15 protein-coding genes are annotated in these 20,228 nt (G+C 63.9%); 4 read left to right on the plus strand and 11 right to left on the minus strand.

The annotated features are described in order from the left end of the window. Nucleotides 1-66: 66 nt before the first annotated feature. The 11 genes from NDJ82_RS04845 to tagH are packed head-to-tail and all read right to left on the minus strand — an operon-like array spanning nt 67 to nt 16,081. Nucleotides 67-1,779: a formylglycine-generating enzyme family protein gene (locus NDJ82_RS04845; RefSeq protein WP_250925015.1), complete on the minus strand. Its 1,713-nt coding sequence runs from the start codon at nt 1,777-1,779 to the stop codon at nt 67-69. Then, nucleotides 1,772-2,956: an ABC transporter permease family protein gene (locus NDJ82_RS04850; protein WP_250925016.1), complete on the minus strand. Its 1,185-nt coding sequence runs from the start codon at nt 2,954-2,956 to the stop codon at nt 1,772-1,774. Before NDJ82_RS04850 ends, NDJ82_RS04845 begins: the two co-directional genes overlap by 8 nt. Continuing rightward, complete coding sequence (locus NDJ82_RS04855) at nt 2,956-3,660, minus strand: ABC transporter ATP-binding protein (RefSeq protein ID WP_250925017.1); 705 nt, start codon at nt 3,658-3,660, stop codon at nt 2,956-2,958. The genes NDJ82_RS04850 and NDJ82_RS04855 overlap by 1 nt, the downstream gene beginning before the upstream one ends. Next, nucleotides 3,660-6,638, minus strand: coding sequence for a serine/threonine-protein kinase (locus tag NDJ82_RS04860; protein WP_250925018.1), 2,979 nt, complete (start codon nt 6,636-6,638; stop codon nt 3,660-3,662). Before NDJ82_RS04860 ends, NDJ82_RS04855 begins: the two co-directional genes overlap by 1 nt. Then, a complete protein-coding gene (locus tag NDJ82_RS04865) occupies nt 6,635-7,354 on the minus strand; it encodes a PP2C family protein-serine/threonine phosphatase (RefSeq protein ID WP_158879247.1) in 720 nt (239 codons plus the stop codon). Before NDJ82_RS04865 ends, NDJ82_RS04860 begins: the two co-directional genes overlap by 4 nt. Next, complete coding sequence (gene tagF / locus NDJ82_RS04870) at nt 7,355-8,008, minus strand: type VI secretion system-associated protein TagF (protein WP_250925019.1); 654 nt, start codon at nt 8,006-8,008, stop codon at nt 7,355-7,357. After that, nucleotides 8,005-11,505, minus strand: coding sequence for a type VI secretion system membrane subunit TssM (gene tssM, locus NDJ82_RS04875; RefSeq protein ID WP_099586033.1), 3,501 nt, complete (start codon nt 11,503-11,505; stop codon nt 8,005-8,007). The genes tagF and tssM overlap by 4 nt, the downstream gene beginning before the upstream one ends. After that, nucleotides 11,502-12,791: a DotU family type VI secretion system protein gene (locus tag NDJ82_RS04880; RefSeq protein WP_099586034.1), complete on the minus strand. Its 1,290-nt coding sequence runs from the start codon at nt 12,789-12,791 to the stop codon at nt 11,502-11,504. Before NDJ82_RS04880 ends, tssM begins: the two co-directional genes overlap by 4 nt. A 6-nt stretch (nt 12,792-12,797) precedes the next feature. Further along, nucleotides 12,798-14,132 (minus strand): type VI secretion system baseplate subunit TssK, encoded by a 1,335-nt coding sequence (gene tssK / locus NDJ82_RS04885; RefSeq protein ID WP_099586035.1) that lies wholly within the window; start codon nt 14,130-14,132, stop codon nt 12,798-12,800. Nucleotides 14,133-14,150: 18 nt separating this feature from the next. Further along, a complete protein-coding gene (gene tssJ, locus NDJ82_RS04890; protein WP_099586036.1) occupies nt 14,151-14,660 on the minus strand; it encodes a type VI secretion system lipoprotein TssJ in 510 nt (169 codons plus the stop codon). Nucleotides 14,661-14,716: 56 nt separating this feature from the next. Continuing rightward, a complete protein-coding gene (gene tagH / locus NDJ82_RS04895) occupies nt 14,717-16,081 on the minus strand; it encodes a type VI secretion system-associated FHA domain protein TagH (protein WP_250925020.1) in 1,365 nt (454 codons plus the stop codon). Between the two features lie 394 nt (nt 16,082-16,475). Here tagH and tssA point away from each other — a divergent pair, with 394 nt between their 5' ends. The 4 genes from tssA to NDJ82_RS04915 all read left to right on the plus strand — a co-directional run bounded on the left by tssA (nt 16,476) and on the right by NDJ82_RS04915 (nt 20,215). Next, a complete protein-coding gene (gene tssA, locus NDJ82_RS04900) occupies nt 16,476-17,495 on the plus strand; it encodes a type VI secretion system protein TssA (RefSeq protein WP_112192774.1) in 1,020 nt (339 codons plus the stop codon). A gap of 54 nt (nt 17,496-17,549) precedes the next feature. Continuing rightward, on the plus strand, nt 17,550-18,056 hold the full coding sequence (gene tssB, locus NDJ82_RS04905; protein WP_017135823.1) for a type VI secretion system contractile sheath small subunit: 507 nt from the start codon (nt 17,550-17,552) through the stop codon (nt 18,054-18,056). A 2-nt stretch (nt 18,057-18,058) separates the two neighbouring features. Beyond that, nucleotides 18,059-19,555 (plus strand): type VI secretion system contractile sheath large subunit, encoded by a 1,497-nt coding sequence (gene tssC, locus NDJ82_RS04910; RefSeq protein ID WP_099586039.1) that lies wholly within the window; start codon nt 18,059-18,061, stop codon nt 19,553-19,555. 171 nt (nt 19,556-19,726) lie between these two features. Continuing rightward, complete coding sequence (locus NDJ82_RS04915) at nt 19,727-20,215, plus strand: Hcp family type VI secretion system effector (protein ID WP_017735732.1); 489 nt, start codon at nt 19,727-19,729, stop codon at nt 20,213-20,215. Nucleotides 20,216-20,228 lie beyond the last annotated feature (13 nt).

The raw sequence follows: 20,228 nt of genomic DNA on the forward strand, positions 1-20,228 counted from the left end.
AAGTTTGACTTGCCCAGCCGGCAACTGCCGCCTGAGTCCCTTCCAAGCTCGCCGCACAACCAACGGTCAAGACCGCTGACCGCTCGCTGCGAGCAGTTCCTTCAAGATCGTCGCCGGGTCGGCCCGCTGTTGCTTGCGGTAGTTGCCGACATGGCGGACGAACAGTGTTGCGCGCGTCACCAGGCTCTTGCCGAGCACGGGCTTGCGATCCAACTCTTCCTTGATCCGTTGAAACTGCGCCTGGATCACCGCATCGGTGTAGCGCGTGCCGGTGGCCAGGTTGTCGATGTAAATCGCCACCGCGCCGTCGAGGGCGCTGCGGCCGTTGGCAATGGCCATATCAAACAGCTTCGCACTGGCCTCGTCCTTGTTGTCCAGAGACTGTTGGCGACTCTTCTGCAGGTTGGCCAGGCGGATGTTGTAGTTGCTGATGGTCTCGGCCACCAACGCGGCCGACTGGATCAGATTGCCCGCAGCTTCTTCGCGTTGCTGGGCGATCAGCGAGACATTGCGCTTGAGCTCTTCGTTGACCAGCCCCAGTTCGGCTTGCAGCTTGGGGTCAACGCTGGCGGCGATGATGCTGTCCAGGCGTTTGGTCGGGTCCTGGGCGTCGTCGATGGCGTCGGTGAGCGCGGCAAGGCGCCCTTCTTTTTGCCACTGCACAAACAGCTCCTTGTAACGCGAACGTGGCGCCGACAGCGCGCCAATCGCTACGCGAAAACCCGTGGTTTCGTTGCTTTGCTCAGTGCCATCGGCGGCGAACAGCGGGTATTCGCGGCGCATGCCGGTGAACAGCGTACCCTCGCCTTCCAGGTAGTTGCCGCCCTTGACCACGAAGCCGCCATAGGTGCCCTGACGTCGCCCGGCATGGACCAATTGAAAAGACTCCTGGACCATCTCCGCCGCATTGCCGATCACGTCGAACATGCCAATCGGATTGGGCAATTTGGTGCCGATGGGCATCAGGCGCGCCGCCTGGCCAGTACCGCCGGCGACTTGGTTGAACACAGCGTAGTCACCCAGCGGGCCATCACTTTCGCTGCCTTCGACGCGACGCGGGAACAGGCGCCCTTCCAGATCCTGACGGCTCACCGCCTGGCCACCGCGTGCGGCAAACTCCCACTCCACTTCGGTGGGCAGGCGCACAAAACCCAGGCCGCCGTCTTCTGCCGACGAACCGCGACCACTGACCGGCAGCAACTCGCGGTGGTATTTCATCAGCCACGCGCTGTACACCGCCGAGAAGCGCTCAGCCTCAAAACGCGACAGTTTCACCTTGGGCAAACGCGCGGCCATGCCGGTCGGCGCATCGCAGGCGGGGGCCGGTTCACCGCTGGCCAGGGACTGCGCCTGGGCCATGACCTGGGCGTATTGGCGCGCGGTCACTTCGTACTTGCCGATGAAGTACAGCATCGGCTTGAGTGGCGTCTTGGCGTCGGTCTTGGGCATCAACGGCGCGATGACTTTGTTCCAGTCTTTCGGCAAATCCTTGAGGGTGAACTGGCCGTTGATAAAATCGCGGCGGTAGCCGGAAATAAACGACTGCTGGTAACCGGCCTCGCCCTCGGCGAAGGGGTAGCCGAGGCTGATCTCGCGGTCGTCCAGGGTGCCCTGGGCCAGCACGTAGGCGTAGCGGAACACCATATTGCCCTCGCACGGCAGCGGCAGGCTCACGTCATCCGGCAACGGTTTGGGGTTGTCCAGTTTATCGCTTGCTTCATCGGCCCAGGCCATCGAGGCCAGGCTCAGCGCCAGGGCGGCGCCCAGTAACTTATACATCTCTGATTCCTTCAGAAGCCTGGATACGCGCCACTCGCCAACCCCCACACGCCGCCGCCACGGCGCTGACGCCGAGGACTGCAACCAGGGCCAGGCCGTAATGACGCGCCAGCAGGTGACTGGCGTGTTCGCCCGGCACCTGCACAAATAACGTGTTTAACGCCGCCTCGGCCAGGCCATACAGCCCGGCACTGAGCACGGCGGCAAACCCTGCGCTGTAGAGCGCCTGCACCACCACGAACAACAGCAACGCGCCGGTGGAAAACCCCAACAGACGCAACACCGACAATTCCCGACGCTTGCGCGCCACGGCGGCCAAGGCACCGGCGAAGATCGCCGCAAATGCCCCCGCCAACGCCAACCCAGCGATGACCCAGAATACGATCGACAGGTTGCGGCTCAACGACTGCACCTGGGCGATGGCGTTTGCCTGGGTCGACACCAACAGGTTCTGCCCAGCGAAATACACCCGTAACGGCTCCACATCGCCGAGGCTGCGCGCATACAAGCGAAACGCCGGATAGACCCGCTGTTCAGTCACAGCGACCTCATCACCTGCCCATCCCAGCGCCGGTACAGCACGGCCGTCGCGGTAATCTTCCGCCGCTTCCAGCAAGCCCGGCGCGGCGAACAGACCATCACGGGCGAACGCTTCCAGCGGCAGCACCCCCACCACTTGCACCCGTGTGCGTTGCTCCTCGACACGCCCTGCGACCTGGCGGGCAAAGCGGGTTTCCAATAAATCCCCAGGCCGCGCCGCCAGTTTCTCGGCAGCGGTGTGGCTCAGCACGATCTGACCCAGGCCCTGCGGCAGCGCCACAGCACCCAACAACGGATCACCCGGCGCCGTCGGCAGCATTTCCAAGGTCAGCGCGCCCACCTGCGCCGTCGCCGCAATCTGCCGCGTGCGCGGCACGGCGAACGCCACATCGCTGCGCTGGCCAAGCTGCTCGATAAATCCGCTGCTGAATCGACCACCGCCCAGCGGAATAATTTCACGGGTAGCCGGGTCGGTCTGCAAACGTTCGGTCAAACTGCTAACCAGTCCAAATTTCAGGCCGAATAACACCAGCAACGGCGCGATCACCGCCACCAATGCCAACACCGAACAGGCCGACAGCCAGGCGTCGTTGCGGTAATCCTGCCAGGCCAGCGAAGCGATCAAGGGGATGCGCATCAGCACGCCTCCCCAAGGGTGGCAGTGACGCCACCGTCGGCATCGCGGCGGCAACTGATACGCCGTATCAGCAAGCCACTGGCGCGGGCCAGGGGCTCGTCATGGGTGGCGATCACACAGGCGGCGCGGTGTTCGCGGGCCTGGGTCAGCAGCGCGTGCATCACACGCTCGGCGTTCAGCGGGTCGAGGGAGGCGGTCGGCTCATCCGCCAGCACCAGTTGCGGTGCATGGGCCAGGGCGCGGGCGCAGCTCACACGCTGGCGCTGGCCCACCGACAGCGCCGAGGGCTTCTTCGCCAACTGGTCGCTGATTTCCAGCTGTTGGGCCAGGCGCGCCACACTGCCATCGTCCTCCAGGCCCAACAGTTGCCGGGACAAGGCGATATTCCCGCGCACATCAAGAAACCCCAGCAGCCCGCCGGTTTGCAGTACATAACCCAGGTGTTGGCTGCGCAACTGCGCCAGGCGCGATTGCTGATCGGCACGCCACAGGCCGCCGATGTCGACAGCATTGAAGTCAAACTGCCCGACCTGATCCGGCGCCAGGACCAGCGCCAGCAAGTCCAGCAAGGTGCTCTTGCCGCAACCGCTGGGCCCGACAATCGCCAACTGCTCCCCGGCACGCAGGTGCAGCGCCGGGATCACCAGGCTGTAGCGCTGGCTCCCGACGCCCCGGCTCTTGTGCACCGCGCTCAGGTTCAGCATCACGGCAACGTCGACAACGGCACGCGGTACAACGCATCGCCCGGCTCGGCATCGCCGAAACGGACCCAGTTGGCGACGTCGTTATGGAAGGTTTCGTAGAGGCGGATTTTCGAATCCAGCTCGTCGATAAAGTCTTCCTGCTCAGCCACGCTCAACGACAACCACAAATCCTGGGTCATGTTCAGCGACTTGCTGCGGTACGGCAGGCCTTCCAGGTATTCGCCGAGGATGCCGCCGTCTGCCAGGTTGCCGCCCTTGCGCAGGGCTTGCGGGTCGCGGCTCATGTAAGCCGAGGCGCTGGCGATTTCCTGGAAGAAATCCTTGGGTGAGGTCTGGGTCTTGCGCGCCGCGTCGACGATCAGTTTCAACGACTGCTGCAAGTCGTTGAGCTGCAACTTGGTCAGCATCACGCACACCTGGAAAGCCGGCAGCGCCGGGTTGGTCAGGTCGCGGTCGGCGGTCCAGGCACTCACCAGTTGCGGTGCCTGGCTCGCGGTTTTGCGGCCGAGGAAGTCCATGTGCATGGCGTAACCCACAGCGGCAGATTTGTCCGCCAGGGTCGGCGCCGAACTGAGCATCGGCACAGGCTGCGGCGTGTTGCTGCGCACCTGGTGCACCAGGTTGGCGAACACGCTGCCGATCTCGTCGACACGCTCACCCAGCTTGCGCACATCGCCACCGGGCACCGGTGTGTACAGGTCGCCGATCTGCGGGTTGGCGTCGGCGGTGAGGATGCGGTACTGGCTCTCGGCGCCGGCGTGGGTTTTCTTGCCGGCGTCGGTGCGCAGGTGCAGGGCGTAGATCTTGATCTGCTTGCCCAGCGCCGCCTGGCGCACTTCGGCTTCGTTCATCTGGGTGGCGGCAAACGGGTCGTTCTTGCGCAGCGCACCCGCATCGGTGACCAGCAGGATGATGCGCCCGCCATAGCCGGACCAATCCATGCCGTCCACCGCCTGCATCACCCCGGCAAATGCGTCTTCGTTGAACGAATGGCTCGACACGCTGGAGGCTTTGACCTGCCGCGCCATGTCCAGGAAGCGTTGCGGGTCGCGGCCCTGGTCGAGGCTGATCAGGGTTTTGGCCACGTATTCCAGGCCAGGGGTTTTCTTGATGCTGCTGCGAAAACCCACCATGCCAAAGCTGACGCTGTCCAACTCGCCGCGCTCGCCGATGCGGGTTTGCAGCTCATGGACTACGTCGCGAATCTGGTCGATATACGGCTGCATCGACACCGTGGTGTCTACCACCAGCACCACGGCGGTGCGGAAGGCATCGGCATTGGCGTTGATCACCGGCGTCGCGGGCTTGGCCGCTGGGCTGCTGCCGGGGTCGATCGAAGCGACATTGAGCAACTGCACCGGCTGGCCGTTTTCGTCGAAGCTCTCCTTGGAGTCGAAGATCGGCAACAGGTAGAACTGGTTCTGCGGCACCGCGCTGGCGGTGGGTTCCAGGGCGAGGATTTGCGCGTTGTCTTCGCTGTTTTTCTGCGCCTTGGCCAACGCCCCCTTGGCGGCGGCCGGGTCGGCGAGCAGCTTTTCCACTTCGCCGGATTGGCGCAGGAACATCACCGGCGCACGGCCCGAGCGCTCGGTGAACTTGAGCACCAGGCTCTGCTTCCAGTCGCTGACCTGGGCGGCCGGCAGCCAACCGTCGCTGCGCCCGTCGGTGGCGGTGCCGACGCGCACCCACGGCTGGCCGTCGACGTCCTTGCGTTGGTACACGTAGAGCACCGAAAACGCCGGCAGGGCTTTACCTGGCGCGCTGCCGGCCTCATCCGCAAGCTTCGCGCCCGGTTTGCTGAGGACGCGCTGGAACAGGGTTTTCTTGCCCGCCATCAGCAACGGACGCTGACCGCCATCCGCCTCAACCGCTGCCGCCGCGGGTGTTGCTGCGGGCGTTGCTGCCGGCGTTGCCGCAGGCACTGCAGCGGCCGGCGGCTTGGCGGGCTCATCATCGCCACTCAGCCACCAATAGGAAGCACCGCCAATCGCCAGGGCAACCGCCACAGCCACCGCCGCCAGCGCCAACACCGGCCCGCGACGCTGCTCGCTGTGCTGCGTCGGCGGCACCACCGGTTGACGCACCGGCTCGGGTTTGGCCGTGGGGATTTCGATGGACTCCGGCGTGATGCCGCCCAGGTCGAAACTCAGCGGAATCGGGCGCACCAGGGTGGCCTCGGGCGATTCCATCGGTAATTGATCCAGCGCCAATAACAACGCCGCCGCATCCGGGAACCGCTCGGCCGGATCCTTGGCCAACAACTTGCGCAACACGCCCTGATAACGACCGTGGTGCACCGGCAATTCCGGCAACGGTTCGGTCAGGTGCGCCAGCGCGGTGGACAGCGCGTCGGTGCCGCTGTACGGCAGCTTACCGACGAGAATTTCGTAGAGCACGACGCCCAGCGCATACAGATCGGCGCGGCCATCGATCTCCTGGCCCCGCGCCTGTTCGGGGCTCATGTAGCTCGGCGTGCCCACGGCAAAACCGGCCTGGGTGAACTGGGTGCGGTCGTCCAGGGACTTCGCGATGCCAAAGTCCGACAACACCGCCGTGCCGTCAGCGCGGAACAGGATGTTCGCGGGCTTGACGTCGCGGTGCACCAAGCCTTGCCCGTGGGCATAGCCCAGTGCCGAGGCGATCTGGCGGATCAGCGTCACGCCCTGCTCCGGCGTCATACCGGCAGCGATGCGCTCCTTGAGCGTGCCGTTGGGCAAAAACTCCATGGCCATGTAATACAGCTCACCGACATTGCCGATGTCATGGATGGTCACGGTATGCGGGTGCGACAGCCGCGCCAGGGTCTTGCCCTCACGCAGGAAGCGCTCGCAGAAGCTCGGGTCGGCGGCCAGTGCCGCCGCCATCACCTTCAGCGCCACCTTGCGCTCCAGCGAGCGCTGGGTCGCCAGGTACACGCTGGCCATGGCGCCTTCGCCGATCTCGCCTTCGATGTCGTAGCCAGGAATCACGATATTCATGCCGATACCTTCACAACGATGGCGGTGATGTTGTCCGGCGCGCCGCGATTGAGCCCCAGGTGCACCAGGCTGCGCACAATTTCATCCGGCGCATCGTGGCTGAGCACTTCGCGGATTTCGTGGTCTTCAACGGTCTTGTTCAGGCCATCGCTGCACAACAGGTAGCTGTCACCGGGGGCGATCAACAGGTCGAGCACCGCCACCTCCAACTGCGCTTCCACACCCACGGCGCGGGTGACGATATTGGCGCGCGGATGTGTGCGGGCGTCGGCTTCGCTGAGCAGGCCGCTGTCTTGCAGGTCTTGCACGTAGCTGTGGTCGCGGGAGATGCCTTCAAGCACGCCGTCACGCAGGCGATACAGGCGACTGTCGCCGGCCCACAGGCAGACGCCGCGCAAGCCACGGGCAGCCAGTACTACCACGGTGCTGCCCATCATGGTCACGCCACGGTTGGCGGTTTCTTCGCGTACGGTGGCGTTGATGCGGATCAGGTCATTGCGCAGGGCGGCCGAGTATTCGTCGAGGGAGCGGCCCAACGGCACACTGCGCAGGCTGTCGACGATCAGGCTGCTGACATAGTCGCCCGCCGCATGCCCGCCCATGCCATCGGCGACCACCCACAGGCGGTTTTCCGGCAGGTCCAGGCACGCATCTTCGTTGACCTGGCGCACCATGCCCACATGGCTTTTGCTCGCGGATTTGTACGTCGCGCCCATCTACACCACACCTTCTTGTCCGAGCAGAAACTGCGCAAAATCGCTGGCGGCGGGCAAGCCCTGACACCGTAATAAACCAGGGGAAATACGTTCCGAGCCTCGGCCCCACCACAGGCTCGCGCCCTCGCAGGCCTGTTCGGCAAGCGCGGTCATGCGCCCATGGGGCACGGTGGCGGACACCCGTTGCAGGCCCGCGAAACGGCTGTCGACCGCACGCGGCTCAGTCGCTGGCAAGCCCAGGCTGTCGAGGCCGTCGTTGAAGCTTTCGAAAGTCGCGCCGCTGTCCAGGGTGCTGAGCAACAGCTCTTCGGCCTGCACGAACCACGTGTCCGGCCCGCCCACCAGCGAGGCGGGATTGGTGTCGTGATCAAGCAAGGCCACCACCGCCAACGGGAAATAGCGCCCGACCCGATCAATGCTCGGCATCACCACGCCCGCCACTGCGTCCGGCCCGCACACGCCCGGCGCCAGCACAAAGCGCCACAGCGGGCTGACCAGGTACACGTTGAGCCAATCATCGCCCAGGCGGTTCTGGCTGGCGAGCAAACCCGCCGCCAGCCAGCTGTCCCACGGGCCAACAAAACTCTGGGGCAAGGCGCGGCTGACAAAGTCCCCGCGACTGGCCAACTTGCCGTAGAAACCCAGGGTCGTCATAGCCGCTCCGGCAGGCTGAAGCCGTTGAGCACACGGCTCTTGAACGGGTTGAAAGCACTGTTGGCGCGCAACTCGTAGGCGATGCTCGCGCCGTCGACCCGCAGGCGCAGGTTGAAGCGGTCCGGCGAGTTGCCGGCAGTAAGGTCCGATTGCTCCAGCAGGCGGAACCACGCCCACGGGCCGTCGAGGGTCACGCCCGAGCGGCCACTGGCCGATGGCGGCATGATGGAAATCCGCACCACGCCAATGCTGCCGGGGTTCGGCCATTGCATCGCTACCGGGCGGCTTGGGCCGTGGTCGTAGCTCAGTTGCTGGCCGTCGAGATCGAGCAGGAACTGGGTAATCGTCGGGTCCATCGACACCGGCTTGAGTTCGAAACGCACGATGGGCTGGGTGCCCCCCGACCGGAAGAACGCATCACGAATCGTCGCGGCGCGCTGGAAGGTTTGCAGCACCCCCGGCGCGATCCCCAGCTTCTGCGCAGCGCCCGGCTGCCAGCGCCAGGTCTGCGCAGACGTGTCCACGTAGGGTTGCAGGTATTTGCGGAAGTAGTTGTCCATCACCCCGCCCACGCCGAAGAACTGCCCGAAGTCATCCAGCGTGGCGTCCCGCGCACTGCCCGGCGACATCGGGTAACGCCCTGCCAGGGACTGGCGATACACGTTGACCACTTCGCTGACCCAGGCCGCGTTCAGCTGGTTACGCACCCCACCCATCATGCTGTTGGTGGTGGAATTGACCACCGACTTGACCATGCCCTGCACCAGCGGCGGCTGGCGTTCGGCATTCAGGCTGACCCGCGTCGCCGCAGCCGCCGCCTGATTCTTGGCTTCGCCGAGCAGCGCATCGCCGCTGGCGCCGACCATGGCGCTGACCTGCACATACAGCGCGTTCATGTCCGACAGCAGGCCATCGATCGCCGCCGGCTCGCCTTCATTCTTGCTGACGATGCTGTTGAGTTCGGCAAAGTGCGCGGTCACCGGGTCATCCGCCGCCTGCGGTGCATTGCCGGTCGGTTGTTCCTGGCCGAGCAGACTGCCCAGGCGCTCCTTGAGCTTGTCGACACCGCCTTCAACCGGTACGCCTTTGGCGGCCAGCTGACGCTCTTCGGCTTGCAGGTCCGTTTCCCTGGCCACCGCCACCAGCAGCTTTTTCAGCGGTGACGTCGGCCCGGAAATCACCCGCAGCACATCGGCCGCCTGGGCCACGCTGGTGATTGGCACAAAGTCGATATCGGCGAGCAAGGCATCCCACTGGCGCTGGTAGTCCTGGAAATACAGGCGACGCACATCGGCGGCCAGGCTCACCACGTTCTGTTGATCGGCCTGCTCGTGGCCCAGCACCCACTGCTCTTCAGCGAGGGTGCCGGTCTGGTTCAGGCTGCTCAGCAGGAAGGCCTGGCGATAGCCCTTGGCGGTAAAAAACCCACTCAACGGCTCGCCCAACGGCTTGCCGCTTTTACGGCTGAACACCAGCGCGGCATCACGGCCAGCGGCTTCGTTGATGCGAAAGTCCGGGATGCCTTCGGGCAGTTTCTGGCGTTTGACCCGGTCGTAGACACGCTGGGCCACCGGCAGCTGTTGCAGTTGGCGGCGCAGGTCATCGATCAGGCGCGGATCAAGGCGTGCGTTCGGCGGGTGACGATCGAACAGCGCCTGCAAGTGCCCGGTCAACGCCTGGCGCTGGTCGGCCGGCAGGTCGCGGGGCAGGTTGCGATCCCAGTCGAGGGCGATCCAGGCCTTAATGAAGTCCGGATCGTAATGCTCGCTGTCGGCCAGCATCAGATAGGCCTTGAGGCCTTCGTAGAGGAAATCCGAGTTGCCGCCGCCGTGCAGTTGCTCTTCGATGCGCGTCACCAGACGCGGCGCGAACACCGCGATCAGCAGCTTGCGGTACACGCTGGCGGATTCGGCTTCGAGCATGTCGCCTTGATACAAGCCCAGGCCTTCGGACCAGCTCGGCGAATCCCCAGCAAGGTTCTTCACTGCGTTGAGCAACGGCAGCACCGCAAGGACTTCACGCTGCGCCGGGCTCAGGTTCTGCACAGTCTGGCCCAGCGGCGCGACCTTTTGGTCGACCTGGGCGATATACGCCTGGTTGGCGCGATAACTCACCCACCACAGGCCGCTGACCACCACCACCAACGCCACCGTAGCCGCGAGTACACCGCGTGCGATCCACTTGCGCCGGCGTTCGACCTTCGGGTTCACACCCACCAGGCCACGCTCGGCAAACGCCACGGCAGTGAACAACTTTTCGATGAAGTAGCTGCGCCCGGTGCCGCTCTGGCGTGCCAGATGCTGGCGGTCCAGGTTCATGCTCTGGGCCATGGCGCCGATCAGGCGGTCAATCGGGCTGCCTTCCTGGGTGCCGCTGGTGAAATACACACCGCGCAACAGCACGCGCTCTTCAAAGGCATTGGGTTTGAACACGCCTTCGAGAAAGCTTTGCAGGCAATCCTTCAACGCGCCGAACTGCTGCGGGAAGCCGTAGATCAGGTCGCGCCGCGCCGGGTCGCGTTCCTGTTGCAGGCGCTCCACCAGACGCTCGTTGAGGCGCTGCTCTAATCCTGCGAATTCGCTTTGCAGATGGGCCAACGGGCTGTCGCTGTTTTTGCCGTCGTCCAAGGCAAAGGTCATACCCCACACCTGGGCGCGGTCTTCCTTGCTCAGGTTATCGAAGTACTCCATGAAACCCGGCACCAGATCGAGCTTGGTCAGCATCAGGTAGATCGGGAAACGTACGCCCAATTGGGTGTACAGCTCCTGGATACGCAGGCGAATCGCAGCCGCATGGGCGGCGCGCTCGGCGTCGGTGCCGAGCAGCAGATCCGAGAGGCTGATGGCGATAAACGCACCGTCGATGGGCCGGCGTGAACGCTGCTTTTTCAGCAGGTCGAGAAAGCCCAGCCACGCGGCTTTATCCACCGTGGAGTTGCTGTCCTGGGTGGTGTAGCGGCCAGCGGTGTCGAGCAAGACGGCCTGATCGGTGAACCACCAATCGCAATTGCGCGTACCGCCGACGCCGCGCACCGCACCGGCGCCCAATTGCGCGGCCAACGGAAAGTGCAGCCCGGAATTGACCAGTGCGGTGGTCTTGCCCGAACCCGGCGGACCGATGATCACGTACCACGGCAGCTCGTACAGATTGCGCCGCTCGTCACCGCCGAGCTTGGCTTTTTTCAACAGCGCGAGGGCTTCGTCCATGCGCTGGCGCAGGGTCGACAACTCTTCGGCGGTGGCCACGCTGTTGGGGTCGGCCGGGGTTTCGGCGGCCAGGCTGCGCATCACTTCGGCGGCCTGACGGCGGGCCTGGATGATGCGGAACACGCGGTAGGCGATCCACACCCCGAACATCAGGATGATCAGCGCCCAGCGGCGCCCTTGCGGCACCAGCACGTCGAGCAACGGCCCGACAAACCAGATGATCAGGCTCAGGGCGATCAGGCCCAATACCGGGATCACCCAGCGAATCATGAAACTGAAAAACGCCTTCACTCGACGCCCTCCGCCAATACGGTGATTTCAACCCGACGATTGCGGGCGCGGCCTTCGGCTGTGCTGTTGGTGGCCAACGGCTCGGTGTCGCTTCTGCCCTCGGCACTGAAGCGATCCGCCTGGCCGGTCTTGGCCGCGAGGATCTCCAGCACCGACTTGGCCCGCGCTTCGGACAGCGCCCAGTTGGACGGGAAGCGCAGCGTGGCAATCGGGCGATTGTCGCTGTGGCCGGTGACGCGCACCTGCCCCTTGACCTTGCGGATGGCATCGGCGATGCGCAGCATCAGCGGCTGGTAGTCGTCGACAATGCTGGAGCTGGCCGATGCGAACAGTTCATCGCCACGAATGGTGACCACCGAACGGTCGACTTTATCTTCCACGGCCACGCGACCGGCCTTGATGTCTTCGGCCAGGAACCCGGCCAGACGCGGCCGTTCGATGACCTTGGGCTGCGCCACTGGACGGTCGATGGCCTGCACCGGGATCTCGCCCAGGGCATGGATATTCTTGAACACCGGCTCCGCCTGCGACGCCAGCAGCATGCGCAAGGTGAACAGCAACGCCAGCAGCAGCGCCACGCCAATGGCCACGGCGATCCACGGCGGCATGAATTGCGCCAGGCGGTCCCGCGCCACGGTCACGCCGCGCCAGTGCGGCGACAGCTCACGTTCATGCTCGCCACGGGCACTGCGAATCGCGGCAGCGGTGCGCTCGCGCAAGGCTTCCAACTGGCTGCGACCGTCGTTCATCACGCGGTAGCGGCCTTCAAAACCCAGGCACATGCACAGGTACAACAGTTCCAGCAGGTACAGGCGTTCCCGTGGGCTTTGCAGGCAGTGGTCGAGCAACTGGAAGACTTTCTCGCCGCCCCAGGCTTCGTTGTGCACGGTGATCAGCAGGCTTTGCTTGCCCCAATCGCTGGTGCTGCCCCACGGCGTGCTCAACACGGCTTCATCGAGGGCGGTGCACAGCGCGTAACGGGCCAGCAGCACTTCGTTGCGCGCCACACCGGCGGCTTCGGCGCGCTCTTCGAACTGGCGCAGGTAGGCCAGCAATTGCGCGCGCAGGCTGGCTGGCGCCGGGTGGGCGATGGTATTGCGCAGGCGCGTCAGCAAGGCCAGCAGTGGGCCAGCGGCGCTTTCCAGTGGGTTCAGCCCCTGGCTTTTGCCGGTGAGCATCGGTGCAGCCGGCATCGACAGCGGGGCCGGTTCTGCCCGTGCAGGTTCCGGCGCACGGCCACCTGGGCGCGGCATGAACTGGGTGCGGTCGTCATCATTGGGATGCATCGCGGATTATCCTCGGATCGCCCAGAAGGCCAGGTTCAAGCCCGGGAACTGCCCGGCGATGTGGAAAGCAAAACCGCCGGAGTTGCTCAGTTGCTGCCAATGCTCACTGCCGCGGTCCAGCTCGTAATAGGTGCTGCCCGCGTGGTACGGCAATTGGCGCGGCGCCACCGGCAAGGGCACCAGGCCGATGCCCGGCAGTTGCAGGTTGACCATGTCACGGATGTGCTCCACCGCGCCGACCTTGCTCTGCTGGCCGAAGCGGCCGCGCAGGGTTTCGCCGGGCACATCGGCACGCACCACCAGGATGAAACTGGCGTTGTCGAGCAGGGTCTTGTCGGCAAGCATCGCCACGTGAATGCCGTAGGCTTTCTCGACAATCGGAATCGGCGTGGCCTTGCTGTCGATCAGCATCGACAGCGCTTCACGCAAGGCAGCCATCACCGGGGCGTAGCTCAGGGCCAGGTCATCGTGCTGGTACTGCGGGTATTCCTGGGGACGACGGCCCGCAGTGGAAAAGGTCGAGAACTCACCGGCCAGGCTCACCAGTTCGCTGAAGAAGCGCTCCGGGTGCAGCGGGCTCAACTGGCTGAAATGCTGGATCAGCGGCTGGGCGCGGTTGACCAGTTGCAGCAGCATGAAATCAGCAATCTCCGATGCACCACCGGCGCCCGACGCGACCACGCGGCCGGCCAGGGCCTCACCGCGCTGGTGCAACAGGCCCAGCAGTTCGCTGCGAAACGCCGTCAGCGGTTTGCTCGCGGCCACATCCAATACCGGTGGAATGTAGGTGTCATCGAGCACCAGGGCGCGGTCGGCGCGCTTTTCCTTGATGCGCACCAGGCCGATGGCGGCGTAGTCGCTGATGCCGTCCTGGGCGGTCAATAGGCGCAACGCACGGGAACCCACGGCCACTGGCGCGCGGTTTTCGAACGGCGCGTTGTCGTCGCGCACTTCGCGCACCTGGCTTACGTAGCGCGCAGCCTCCAGGGCTTCGCCTTCATCAACCGTGTCCCGCGCACCGGCGCGCTTGAGCGGCAAGGCCAGGTACACCAGGCCGTCGCGCAGGTTGTCGTCGATGTTCAGCGGGCTTGGTGCCAGGTCATCCTGGGGGATATTGAACGGCGTGCCGTCAGGCAGCAGACCCCGTGCCGAGACGATGGCCAGCTTGCCCTGGGCCAGCAGGCCCTGGTCGATCAGCAACTCGGAAAACCCCCAGGCACCGGCGGCCAATGGGCGGCTGCGGGCGTCGATCAGGTTTTCCAGGTAACGGTCATGCTGCTGGAAGTGCTGCGTTCCGATGAACATGCCTTCCGACCAGACCACGCGATTGTTCCAGGACATGGGGGCTCCGATTGCTTGTTATTGGGCAGGGCTGGATGGGGAAACCACGACGTCGGCGCGCACGGCACGCACATCGAGGCTGATCTGGTATTCGGTGTATTGGCGCGCTGGCACGTTGATTACCGCGCGCCATTGAGCACGGTCCAACTCGCGGTAACCCACCAGCAAGCCGATCTGGCGCGTGGACGGGTCGAGGTCACGCTGGATGCTCAGTTGCTGGCCGGGCTGGACCATCACTTCGTCCTGGTCCAGCAGGTCCAGGCCGAGGGTCGATTGGGCACGGTCCGCCAAGGCGAAGTAGTCGGAACGGCCGAAGGTGGCGGCGTTTTTCAGTTCGAAAATGCGCACGCGCACTGGAGCGGCCTGGCCGTTGGCGCCGGGGTTAAGCCCGGAAATTGCGTGGAAGTGCAATTCGACGGCAGCGGTATCTGCCTGCTCCTCGACCGCCGCTTCGGGTTTGACCGCGTCGTTGGCACACGCCGTCAGCAGCAGCGCGGTGGCGACTGCGAGTAAAAACCTGGGAATCATCCTGCGTCCTCAATGACGTACTTAGCTATCCGTTGATCCGTTGTTGCGGCGTGGCGTTAGCGACGCTGTCGCGCGCTGTGTTCTTCGTAGGCTCGGCTGAATTCGCGGCCGAACAGGTCCTGGAAGTCTTCCTGGGCCTCGCGGGAAATATTGCCGTAGAGCTCGGTGAACTGCTGCCAGTACTGGGCCTGGCGCGAGCCATTGAAAAGGCTCGACAGCCCGCCGGGCTTGCCCATGCGTTCCTCCAGCTGGGTTGGTTCGAAGTGCGTGAGCAAGTGCTTGATCGCGGCTTCCACCCCGGCCATCACGGCCAACTGGTGGGCCCGCAAGTCGTCAAAACTGTCCCGCACGGCAAGGTCCGGCGCCATAAACGCTTGGTTGCCATGGCGAAGCAAAAGCAGTAACGCTTCCTCGGCATTCGGGGCAAATTTCAACGGATTGTTTTCAGCAGGCTGGATCATCGTCTGCTGCATGCGGAACTCGCCCTTGAGGCTGGCGCGGGCGCGCAACACGTCGATCAGGCCCTCTACCATCAGCCGGTAGCTGCGACCGATGCTTTCCATCTGGGCTTCGGCCTGGGCGTTGTCCAGACGCAACTGGTCGAGGCCGGCGCCACGCAGGAAGGCTTGCAAGAGGTCGGGTTGTTGGCTGTCGGCCACGGGGAGCAAGGGCTCGACCACAGGTGGCGGCGCGATGACCGGCGCAGTGGGCGGTGGAGTCGGTGCCAGGGGCGGCGGCGTGCTGGGCGGCGGCGTGCTGGCCACCGGCGCTGGCGCCGGCGCGTCACCGAACAAGTCCCAGTCTTCAGGAATCACCGAGCCCGACGCCACGGGCGCTGCAACGACAGGCGCAGCCACTGGCGTCGGCGGGCGGAAGTCATGTTGCTCGGAGGGCACGTGGTCCGGCACGGTCGGCGGCGCTACGGCGGTGGGGCTGAGGAAGTCGAACAGGTCCGGCAGGGTGTCCATCGCCGAGGCGCCCTGGAACTGCGGCGCGATCACGGGCGTGGCTACCGGCGCACTGACCACGGCGCCCATCAGCGCTTCAAAGCTGTTCGGCGACTCACCGGCAAACGGCTGGCTATCGACGGCCTGCACATTGAAATCGATACGCGCCTGAATCTCGTAGTCGCCGATGCGGATCAGCTCGCCATTTTGCAGCAGCTCGCTATTGCCCCGGCGCATGCGCACACCGGCGTTAACCAACTCCACACCGTTGGTGCTGTTATCGGTTAAATAATAACGGCCGTCCTTGTATTGAATAACGCAGTGTTGCGAAGACACCAGCCGCTCAGGATCAGGCAGTACCCAGTCATTATCCGAACTGCGGCCGATCGCCATCGAGCCCTGATTCATGGACTTTTCGGCGCATTGCCCTGGGGTGATCTTGTGATAACTAGTGATAGTCAAACACAGCGACATCTTGCCTCCTTGCTGATACTTCGCGCGCGGGCGATTCCCGGGACAGCGTTTCCCGAGAGAGCCCCATCAGGTCGTGCATCCGACCGTCTACAACCTGCTGATGCCAGCATGATCGCTGATCTTAACTGGGCTCTATGACAAAAATCCTGTCCCGGTGCGCCGTTCGACCCACCGGTCGCGCAGGTTGTTAAGCACCGCACATCTGTCACAGAGGGCGAATAGCTTACCTTGACAAGGCATAAGTACTACACCAAAAATGCACAACTTCTTGAACACCAATGATGGCACATTAATAGCATCGTGCTTATATGACCAAGAAACCATGCAAAGTTCCTTGCGCAACTAATGCATGAATTGCCCGACATCTAACGGGCTGATAGGGAGATCAATTTCAGTGGATGTGCCGTTGCTGCTCACCGCCGTTTCCGCGACTTCGCCCTGTGGCGAAGACATGGAGTATGACGCGCAATTTCTCCAACTGGAGCGTGATGCCAAGGGCCAGCCTGAGCGCAGCATGGGTGACTCCATCCTGCCCGCTGAACCGCCGGAATGGCGCAGCATCCAGCAGCAGAGCCTCGACTTGCTGCAGCGCAGCAAAGACCTGCGCATCACCCATTTCCTCCTGCAAAGCTCCCTCGCCCTCCAGGGTGTGGCCGGGCTGGCCGACGTCCTGACGCTGATCAACGCCCTGCTGCGCGAATACTGGACCGACCTGCACCCGCGCCTGGATGCCGACGACGATAACGACCCGACTGTGCGCATCAACGCCCTGTCCGGCCTGACCAGCGACGCGACCATTCGCCTGCTGCGCGAAAGCATCCTCACGCGCTCGCGCACCTTCGGCCCCGTGAGCCTGCGCGCTGCACTGAACGCCAGCGGCCTGATGAATTTCCCCGATGAACAACTCGGCGCCCAGCAACTGCACGCCGCGTTCCTCGACAGCGACCCCGAACACCTGCAAGCCACCCGCGACGCCTTGAGTGCCGCCCGTGCGGCCTGCGAAGCCATCGAGCAGCAGGTCAGCGACCAGGTCGGTTCCGCCCAGGGCGTGGACCTGACCCTCTTGAAGCAACCGCTCAAGCAAGCGCTGCAAGTGCTCAACCAAGCGGTTCCAGACACCCAAGGCAGCAGCGAACCCGAGGCCGTCAGTGACGACAATGCCCCCTCGGTCGAGTACGCCGCTGCCCCTGCCGCACCCCGCCCGGCCGGCGACATCGCCAGCCGCGATGAGGTGCTGCGCAGCCTCGACAAGATCCTTGCGTACTACACCCGTCACGAGCCTTCGAGCCCGCTGCCGGTGCTGTTGAACAGGGCGAAGAACCTGGTGCATGCCGACTTTGCGGCGATCGTGCGCAATCTGATTCCCGATGGCATGTCCCAATTTGAAAACCTGCGTGGCCCGGACGGCGAGTAAGCCGGCCGACTGCGCAGTAACAACACCGTCGCTCAAGCGACCAGGAGCAGCAACGTGGCGAAGCAAAGTTCTCAGAAATTCATCGCGCGCAACCGCGCGCCTCGGGTGCAGATCGAGTACGACGTCGAGCTCTACGGCGCCGAGAAAAAGGTCCAGCTGCCCTTCGTAATGGGTGTGATGGCCGACCTCGCCGGCAAACCTGCCGAGCCTCTGGCGCCAGTGGCTGATCGCAAGTTCCTTGAAGTGGACGTCGACAACTTCGACTCGCGCCTCAAGGCCATGCAGCCGCGCGTAGCGTTCCACGTACCGAACGAGCTGACCGGCGAAGGCAACCTGAGCCTGGATATCACGTTCGAAAGCATGGACGACTTCAGCCCGGCCGCCGTGGCCCGCAAGGTCGATTCGCTCAAACAGCTGCTCGAAGCCCGCACCCAGTTGGCCAACCTGCTGACCTACATGGACGGCAAGACCGGCGCTGAAGAAATCATCATGAAGGCAATCAAGGACCCGGCACTGCTTCAAGCACTTGCCAGCGCGCCCAAGCCTGCAGGGGACCAATAATCATGACTGACAATACCGCCCGCGAAGGCGCGCTCAACCTCGGCGCCACCGAAGAAACCAGCGAGTTCGCCTCGCTGTTGATGCAAGAATTCAAGCCCAAGACCGAGCGTGCCCGCGAAGCCGTGGAAACCGCCGTGCGCACCTTGGCTGAACAGGCACTGGCCCAGACTGACCTGGTGTCCAACGACGCGATCAAATCGATCGAATCGATCATCGCTGCCATCGACGCCAAGCTCACCGCCCAGGTCAACCAGATCATCCATCACCAGGATTTCCAGCAGCTGGAAAGTGCCTGGCGTGGCCTGCACTACCTGGTCAACAACACCGAGAGCGATGAGCAGCTGAAGATCCGCGTGCTCAACATCTCCAAGCCGGACCTGCACAAGACCCTGAAGAAATTCAAGGGCACCGCGTGGGACCAGAGCCCGATCTTCAAGAAGATGTACGAAGAAGAATACGGCCAGTTCGGCGGCGAACCGTACGGTTGCCTGGTAGGCGACTACTACTTCGACCAGTCGCCTCCGGATGTCGAGCTGCTGGGCGAGCTGTCGAAAGTCTGCGCCGCCATGCACTCCCCGTTCATCGCTGCGGCCTCGCCGACCGTGATGGGCATGGGCTCGTGGCAGGAACTGTCGAACCCGCGCGACCTGACCAAGATCTTCACCACCCCGGAATACGCCGGCTGGCGCTCGCTGCGTGAGTCGGAAGACTCGCGCTACATCGGCCTGACCATGCCGCGCTTCCTGGCGCGCCTGCCGTATGGCGCCAAGACCGACCCGGTGGAAGCTTTCGCCTTCGAAGAAAACACCGACGGTGCCGACAGCTCCAAGTACACCTGGGCCAACGCCGCATACGCGATGGCGGTGAACATCAACCGTTCGTTCAAGCACTACGGCTGGTGCTCGCGCATCCGTGGCGTGGAGTCCGGTGGTGAAGTGGAAAACCTGCCGGCCCACACGTTCCCTACCGATGACGGTGGCGTGGACATGAAGTGCCCGACCGAAATCGCCATCAGCGACCGCCGTGAAGCGGAACTGGCGAAGAACGGTTTCATGCCACTGCTGCACAAGAAAAACACCGACTTCGCCGCGTTCATCGGCGCCCAGTCGTTGCAGAAACCGGCCGAATACGACGACCCGGACGCCACCGCCAACGCCAACCTGGCTGCGCGCCTGCCGTACCTGTTCGCCACCTGCCGTTTCGCGCACTACTTGAAGTGCATCGTGCGCGACAAGATCGGTTCCTTCAAAGAGAAGGACGAGATGCAGCGCTGGTTGCAGGACTGGATCCTCAACTACGTCGACGGCGACCCGGCGCACTCCACCGAAACCACCAAGGCCCAGCACCCATTGGCTGCCGCCGAAGTGATCGTGGAAGACGTCGAAGGCAACCCGGGTTACTACAACTCCAAGTTCTACCTGCGCCCGCACTATCAGCTTGAAGGGCTGACCGTGTCGCTGCGCCTGGTATCGAAGCTGCCTTCGGCCAAGAGCGCCTAACCCACGGATGAGCTGGCTCTTCTGCGGGAGGGGGCTTGCCCCCGATAGCATCACTGGGGTGTGACTGACACACCGAGGTGCCTGCATCGGGGGCAAGCGCCCTCCCACACAAAAGCACTGCCCATTTGGAGTAACTCAAATTCAGTGGCAAGCGCCACACAGGGAGAAAACATGGCTGTTGATATTTTCATCAAGATCGGCGACATCAAGGGCGAGTCCATGGACAAGGCCCACAAGGACGAAATCGACGTACTGAACTGGAGCTGGGGCATGGCCCAGTCCGGCAACATGCACGTGGGCGGCGGTGGCGGCGCGGGCAAGGTGAATATCCAGGACCTGTCGCTGACCAAGTACGTCGACAAAGCGTCGCCGAACCTGATGATGCACTGCGCCAGCGGCAAGCACATCGACAAGGTCAAGCTGACCGTCCGTAAGGCCGGTGGTGAAAGCCAGGTCGAGTACATGGTGATCAACCTGGAAGAAGTGCTGGTCACTTCCCTGAGCACTGGTGGTTCGGGTTCCGATGACCGCCTGACCGAGAACGTCACGCTGAACTTCGCCCAAGTGATGGTCGACTACCAGCCGCAGAAAGCCGACGGCACCAAAGACGGCGGCGCGATCAAGTTTGGCTGGAACATCCGTTCCAACACCAAGCGCTGATAGCCCTTGTGGC

This window comes from Pseudomonas sp. SR18, from assembly GCF_023701505.1.
Taxonomy (GTDB): domain Bacteria; phylum Pseudomonadota; class Gammaproteobacteria; order Pseudomonadales; family Pseudomonadaceae; genus Aquipseudomonas; species Aquipseudomonas cyclaminis.

Bases quoted from the DNA above. Each gene is read 5' to 3' on its own strand.
- tagH (WP_250925020.1), bottom strand. From the start codon at position 16,081: ATGTCGCTGTGTTTGACTATCACTAGTTATCACAAGATCACCCCAGGG.
- NDJ82_RS04850 (WP_250925016.1), bottom strand. From the start codon at position 2,956: ATGCGCATCCCCTTGATCGCTTCGCTGGCCTGGCAGGATTACCGCAAC.
- tssC (WP_099586039.1), top strand. From the start codon at position 18,059: ATGACTGACAATACCGCCCGCGAAGGCGCGCTCAACCTCGGCGCCACC.
- NDJ82_RS04860 (WP_250925018.1), bottom strand. From the start codon at position 6,638: ATGAATATCGTGATTCCTGGCTACGACATCGAAGGCGAGATCGGCGAA.
- tagF (WP_250925019.1), bottom strand. From the start codon at position 8,008: ATGACGACCCTGGGTTTCTACGGCAAGTTGGCCAGTCGCGGGGACTTT.
- tssK (WP_099586035.1), bottom strand. From the start codon at position 14,132: ATGTCCTGGAACAATCGCGTGGTCTGGTCGGAAGGCATGTTCATCGGA.
- NDJ82_RS04855 (WP_250925017.1), bottom strand. From the start codon at position 3,660: ATGCTGAACCTGAGCGCGGTGCACAAGAGCCGGGGCGTCGGGAGCCAG.
- NDJ82_RS04865 (WP_158879247.1), bottom strand. From the start codon at position 7,354: ATGGGCGCGACGTACAAATCCGCGAGCAAAAGCCATGTGGGCATGGTG.
- NDJ82_RS04845 (WP_250925015.1), bottom strand. From the start codon at position 1,779: ATGTATAAGTTACTGGGCGCCGCCCTGGCGCTGAGCCTGGCCTCGATG.
- NDJ82_RS04915 (WP_017735732.1), top strand. From the start codon at position 19,727: ATGGCTGTTGATATTTTCATCAAGATCGGCGACATCAAGGGCGAGTCC.
- tssJ (WP_099586036.1), bottom strand. From the start codon at position 14,660: ATGATTCCCAGGTTTTTACTCGCAGTCGCCACCGCGCTGCTGCTGACG.
- NDJ82_RS04880 (WP_099586034.1), bottom strand. From the start codon at position 12,791: ATGCATCCCAATGATGACGACCGCACCCAGTTCATGCCGCGCCCAGGT.